The sequence below is a fragment of the Achromobacter xylosoxidans genome (genome assembly GCF_002192695.1).
In the GTDB taxonomy this organism is placed as follows: domain Bacteria; phylum Pseudomonadota; class Gammaproteobacteria; order Burkholderiales; family Burkholderiaceae_B; genus Achromobacter; species Achromobacter xylosoxidans_C.
Genome location: NZ_MTLG01000091.1, coordinates 25080 through 31079, shown reverse-complemented (window position 1 = coordinate 31079; position 6000 = coordinate 25080). Strand labels below are relative to the sequence as shown.

At 66.6% G+C, this 6000-nt stretch carries 1 protein-coding gene (cut by a window edge); it reads right to left on the bottom strand.

What is annotated here, in order from left to right; genetic code table 11:
* On the bottom strand, positions 1–6000 hold part of the coding region annotated (locus BRO63_RS23455) for a DUF4347 domain-containing protein (RefSeq protein ID WP_179215198.1) (this coding region is incomplete at its 3' end). Its footprint extends 21192 nt past the window's final position; 6000 of 27192 annotated nt are visible.

Genomic DNA, 6000 nt, shown 5'->3' with positions numbered 1-6000 from the left:
GGTCGTGATGACGGTATTGCCGCCTACGGTCGCGGTGTCCAGCAGAACAAGGTTGCCGCCATTGCCTGCATCCACCGTCAACGCGCCGGCCAGGCCGCTATCCCGCAAGATGATCTGGTCGGCGCCCGCCCCGGAAACGACCAGGGTGTCGCCGCCCACGGCAGCCGCATCCAGCAGCACCGCATTGTCGCCTTCGCCGGCCTGTACCGTCAGCGAGCCGGCAATGCGCGTGTTCAACAAGGACACCGCATCATCGCCCAGCCCCGTCTGCACCAGGGCGTTGCCGCGCAGCTCGGAGGTATCGAAAACCACTGCATCGTCGCCGTCCAAGGTGCGCACGACGGTATCCTGCTGTTCGACCAACCGCGCCTGCAGCGTCACGCGGTCCCGGCCCGAGCCGCCGGTCACGTCCAGCAAGACGCCTTGGGTCAAGGCTCCATGGCCATCCACCCCGCCGCCGATCTCGGCGGTGGCGCCGAACGTGATGGTGTTGTCGCCCGTTGCGCTGCCGTACACATGGACCTGCGGCGCCAGCAGACGGCCATTGATGTCGGCCACCGCCGCCTTGCCGTAGCCGGCCTGGCCGCGGTCGTCGCGGTCCACGCGCAGGTTGATGCGCTGGCCCGCCTGGATCAGCGCGCCCGGCATCAGACCGCCGCGGCCCGCCACCGACAGATTGTTGCCCGCCAGCAGACTGAGCGCACCCATGACGCTGATTACGGAATCCGCCGACAGGAGGATGTCGCCCGACGCCGTGGCCTGGCCGGCTTCGTGGCGCGCCACCAGCCATGCGTTGTTCGCCTCGATGCGGCCGACGTTCATGGACAGCGCCTGCGACACGCCTTGCGCGTCGTCCGCCGCGCCCACCTGCACCAGCGCCACATCGCCGCCCGCCAGGGCGTTGATCGTGGCCTGCGGCCCCACCGCCGCCACGATCAGGGCGTCGTTGACCTGCCCGCCGGCGGTGTCGGACTGCGCGTAGCCGCCCACCGAACCGCGCGCCGTGAAGTACAGGCTGCCGCCCGTCACGACCGCGCCCGTCCGGCCGCTGGAAACTCCCGGATGCGCCGTCTTGTCGTTGACGATGCTGGCCTGGCTGGCCAGATGCACCTCATCGCGTGCGCGCGACTCCACCCGCGACAGCGTCAGGTCGTGGACGCCCAACTGGCTGAGCGATATCGAACCCTGGGCCGAGGCCGCCAGATGGCCGGACATGTCCGTCAGCAGCGGCGAGCCCAGCTCGCCTATCGTGCCGGACAGCGTTTCCAGCCAAACATTGCGCGCGGTAATGGCGGCCTGCCCGGATGCCGTGCCGTTCAGGATCGAATCCAGCGCGTAGATGCGCGCGTCCCCGCGGACCCCGTTGGCATCGACCACGTCGATGCCACCCAGGCGCAGGCTGTGCATGCCGTACAGATTGACGCTTTGCGCCGCCGAGGCGCGCACCACCGCCTGCGCGTCGCCCTGCGAGATGCTGATCAGCAGCGGCGTACCCTGCTGCGACAGGTCCGCGCCCAACTGGCCCACGGACATGCCGGCGATCAGGACGACCTCCCGCGTGTAGCCCAATGCGGCAAGGTCCGCCGCGCTCAGATCCGACAGCACCACGTTCGCATACTGCCGCTGCCCTGCGGCCGTGGCATTCAGGATCGATTGCCCCGCCTGCAACGTCACGCTGCCGGCCGAGATCACCTGGCCGACCAGCAGATTGGCGTCCGCCTGGTAGGACGAGCCGCCTGCCGCCGTGCCCTTGGTGTGCGCCAGGACCAGGTTCAGATCCTGCGCGCCCAGCTGCGACACGCGCGCCACGCCGCCCGCTTCCACGTACAGGGAGTGGCCGGCGGCCAGATTCAGCTGCAGGTGCTTTTCGCCATCGTATTGATAGATGCCGTTGGCGTCGCGCGTGCTGCCCACGACATCCTTGTCGGCCACCAGGCTGACCTGGCCAGCGCTCTCCAGTGTGCCGGCATCGGTACCGATGATGGAGCCACCCTGCGCGCTGACCGTGATGGTGATGCCTTCCTTGGCATGGATGTCGCCCAGGCGGATGCTGCCCTGCGGCGAGTCCAGGCCCACCGTGGTGTCGCTGTACGCGGAGACCACGCCGTTGACGGCCTGCACCGCGAGCGAGCGCGTCAGCTTCAGCGTGAGGTAGCGAGGGTCTCGCATGTCGCCCACCAGCATGCCGGCGCTCAGCGCCTGCGGGCTGGCGCCATCCTGCGCCATGTACGGCACACTGATCTGGCTCCAGACCGGATCCAGGAAACCGCTGCCGATATCCACCACCTGCACGCCGTTGGCGCGCGCGGCATCGATATTGGCCTGCAGCTGGCTGCGCTGGCCGGCCGTTGCGCCTTCCAGCATCTTGCTGTTGTAGATGAAGACGTCGCGGCTGTTCTGGTACAGGTCGAAACGGTCGGCAAACAGGAACTGAACGGCGCTGTGGGCGCCCAGCGTCCTGCCCAGCATCAGCGACGCATCGTTGGAGAACAGCGGCTCGAAGCGCTGCCACAGCGACGTGTCGGAAAAATCGACGCTGGCGCGGTCCAGAGGCATGGTGCCGGCCGGGCCGATGTAGCGGTAAAGCGTGTGGTAGACGCCCGCCAGATTGACCGCGTTGGCGCGCGACAGGATGGCCTTGTCGGCCTCCGGCAACGAATCGAACACGTTGGCGCGGTCGGCTTCCGACAGCCCGCCCAGGCTGGGCAGCTGCAAGGTGTAGTCGCCGAGTTCAGCGCCGATCGAGCCCTGGCCGGAGGTGCGCAGCACGATGTCCGCGCCCGCCTTCACATTCAGGAAGCGGTCGGTGGGCAGTGCGGCCTCGCCGCTGCCTTCCAGATCGAAGACCTGTTCGTTGATGGCCGCCGACACCGGATACAGCAGATTGTTCTCGATATTGCGCAACGTCGCCGTCGAGAAATAGAAGAAATGGCCCGCGTCATAGGTTTGGCCATACAAGGCAATCTCCTGCGCGGTCTGCGCGGGCGCGTCGGCGCGCACCGAATAGACGCGCGTATACGCCTCCACCCCCGCCCCGTTCAGGCTGGACGCGTCGAACGCCAGCGTGATGGCCTGGCCCAGGTTCGGGTACAGGGCCAGCAAGCCGTCGTTCTGCCCCGCGCCGGTCTGGTAGAGCTTGGCGTCGGCCAGCGATGCCGCCAACCGGATCGTGCCGTCCGCACCGACGACGGCGTAGTAGGCCGTGTCGGCCCGCACGTCGCCCACGGAGTGCCGGAAGTAGATCTCGTCGCCAGTGCGCAAGGCACGCAATTGCCCGGTACCGTCATCGACGATGTTCATGTTGGCCAGCTTGAAACTGCCATCGGCCACGGCTATCAGTCCGGAGACTGCCGTTCCAACGGCGGATTCCAGCCGATCGCGCCAGTAGTTGTGGTACTCGGCCGTCTGCGCCAGTTCCTTGTCGACCACATAGTCGTAGACGACCTGATTGCGCGTCGACTTGACCAGGTCCTTGGTCGCTGCGATGTCCAGCGCGGCAGGCAGGTAGTTGGGATCGAAGCCCTGGTTGCGCAACTGTGCATGCAGCGCTTGCAGCTGGGCGCTCAAGCCCTCGGTGGAACCCGCCGCCTGCGCCTGGAACAGGTGCGTGGAAACGGTGAACATGCCGCGCACGTCCGCCGCCGCGAAGCCGCGCAGCAGTTCACCCGTGATGCCGGCATCCGTGAACAGCGCCTTGGCCAGCGCGCGCCCTTCCGCCGTCTGGTTCAACGCCTGGATCTGCTGGTACAGCACCGCCTGCTCCTTGGAGGCGAACAGCTGGATCGTATTGTTGGCGCCTACCAGCACGTAATAGGCCACGTTGGTCTGCAGGCTCGACACCTTGCCCGTTTGCAGGCGCACGTCGTTCAGATAAACGCGGTCGAAGTCCTGCAAGCCGCGGTAACCCGTCACCTGGCCGTTGGCGTCCGTGACCGGCACGATGTTCATGTCGGTCAGCGTGATGACATTGTCGGCCTGCACCGAAGCGCCGCTGGCAGCGGCATCCAGCAGCCTGACGGTGACCGCTCCCGGAGAGTTGCCCGCCAGGGCCAGGATCTTGCCCACCGTGACGGGGTCGCCGCCGTTGAAGGCGCCGTCCACACTGTCGGACAGGGTCACCACGCGCCCGTTCACGCTCTGCACGTAGAAGATGGCGGTCTGCGTCGAATTCGCGAAGCTCAGTTCGACGCGTTGGCCCTGCACCAGGCGGTCCGTGCCCGGCAGCGTCAGCGTGGCCACGCCGAACTGCGTCAGCGACTGCTGCGCGAAGCCCGAATCGACCAGGCGGATGCCTGCATTGACGGTCTTGCCCTGCAAGGTCGGCGTATAGGCGCCGGTCGCGGCCGGGTCGTGGACGTTGGTGTTCTTGTATACGTCCAGGTCCATCAATTGCGATTTCTGCGCGTAGACCTTGCCACTGAAGGTGATGCGGCCTGTCAGCCAGTCGCTATCGGAACTGGAGGACGTCAGCGGATTGCCGTTGGCGTCGACGATGGTCAGGATTTGCAGCGTGCCGTTATCGTAGACGCCCAGCTCGTGGCCCTGCAAGGCGCCGTTCTGGTTGGTCATGTACAGCTCCAGGCCAGCCAGCGAGATCGACTGCCCGCTCTGCAGCAGCGCCTTGATGCTGTTGGCCAGCTGCGTGCGGGCGCTGTCGCTCAAGCCCGCGCCGGTCAGATCCCAGCTGAAGCTGTTGCCCATGTCCACGTACTCGGCGTAGCCAGCGCCGGAGCCCGATTTCTCCGTATAGCTGTGGAACGGCAACAGGTTGCTGCCATACCAGCCCCAGTAGGACGTCGGCGTGTCGGAAGTCAGCACGCCCTGCTTGAGCGCAGAGGCGCCGAAGCCGCGCTGCACCGTGTAGGCCACGGCCAGCGACGCCGCACCCGAACTCGTACCCTTGCCCAGGCCGGTCAAACCGTACACCAGTTCCGTCGGCAGGCGGGTCGAAACCACCGTGCCCAGGCCGTTGCGGATGTAGTAGTTCTTCGTCTCCAGCGCCGCACCGGAGAAGGTCACGGACACGTGATTCTGCGAGTTGTACAGGCTGCTGGCGGGCGAACCGTCCGCCTGGACCAGGCTCAAGGACTCGATGCGGCGCGTGTAGCTGACGCCGTCTATCGTGAAGGTGATCTCGCTGCCTATCAACCCGTTGCCGGCGTTGTTCATCCACTGGTTGTAGGCCTGCACCGAAGAGACGCCGCCTGGCATGCTCCAGCCCAGTTGCGTGCCGGAAAGCAGCAGTTGATTGGAAACGACCGAGCGTTCGATGACGGACCAGGCGCTGTTCGGCGCCGTCGCGGTCAGGTTCGCGTACAGCGAGCCCGCATCCGTGGCGATCAGGTCGTTCGGGTTCGCCAGGTTGTGCTGCAGGATCGCGTTGACGATGGCCGACGTGATGTCCTGGTCGCCCGCTTGCGGCGTGCCGACGGAGCCGGCGGCCGGCACGGTGGGCCGCAGCGTATCGGTGGTTCCGGTATAGCTGCCGGCCCCGGCCGTATCGGTGCCATTGCTCAGCACGATGTTCAGTTCGCGATGGCCATTGGGATCGGCCGTGGTCAGATCGCCCACATAGGGCGACTTGAGCCGGATCAGGACCGTATCGAAGCTACCCGAACCCCACCACGATCCCGTGGGCAGGATCTGGTCTATCGCCAGCACCTGGCCGCCCACCAGTATGGTGGTGTAGCTGCGCATTCCCGCCAGCACGCGCTGGGCGTAATCGACGATGGCCGGATCCGCCTTGGCGGCGAACTGCGTCATCTGATCGGCGGTGAGTTGCAAGCGCAACGTGTCGGAGCCCTGCTGCGTGGTCAGGGCGCCCGTAGGCAACGTGAACGAGATCGGCAGATTGGCGTTGGACTGCTCCGTCGCGCCCGCAAGCGCATACGACGGTCCGTACAGCACGCCCTGGCTGCCGGCCGTATAGCCCAGCGAGGCCAGCGACACCGCCCCCGCGCCAGGGTTGGACGGATCGTACGGCGTGAAGCTGAACTGATA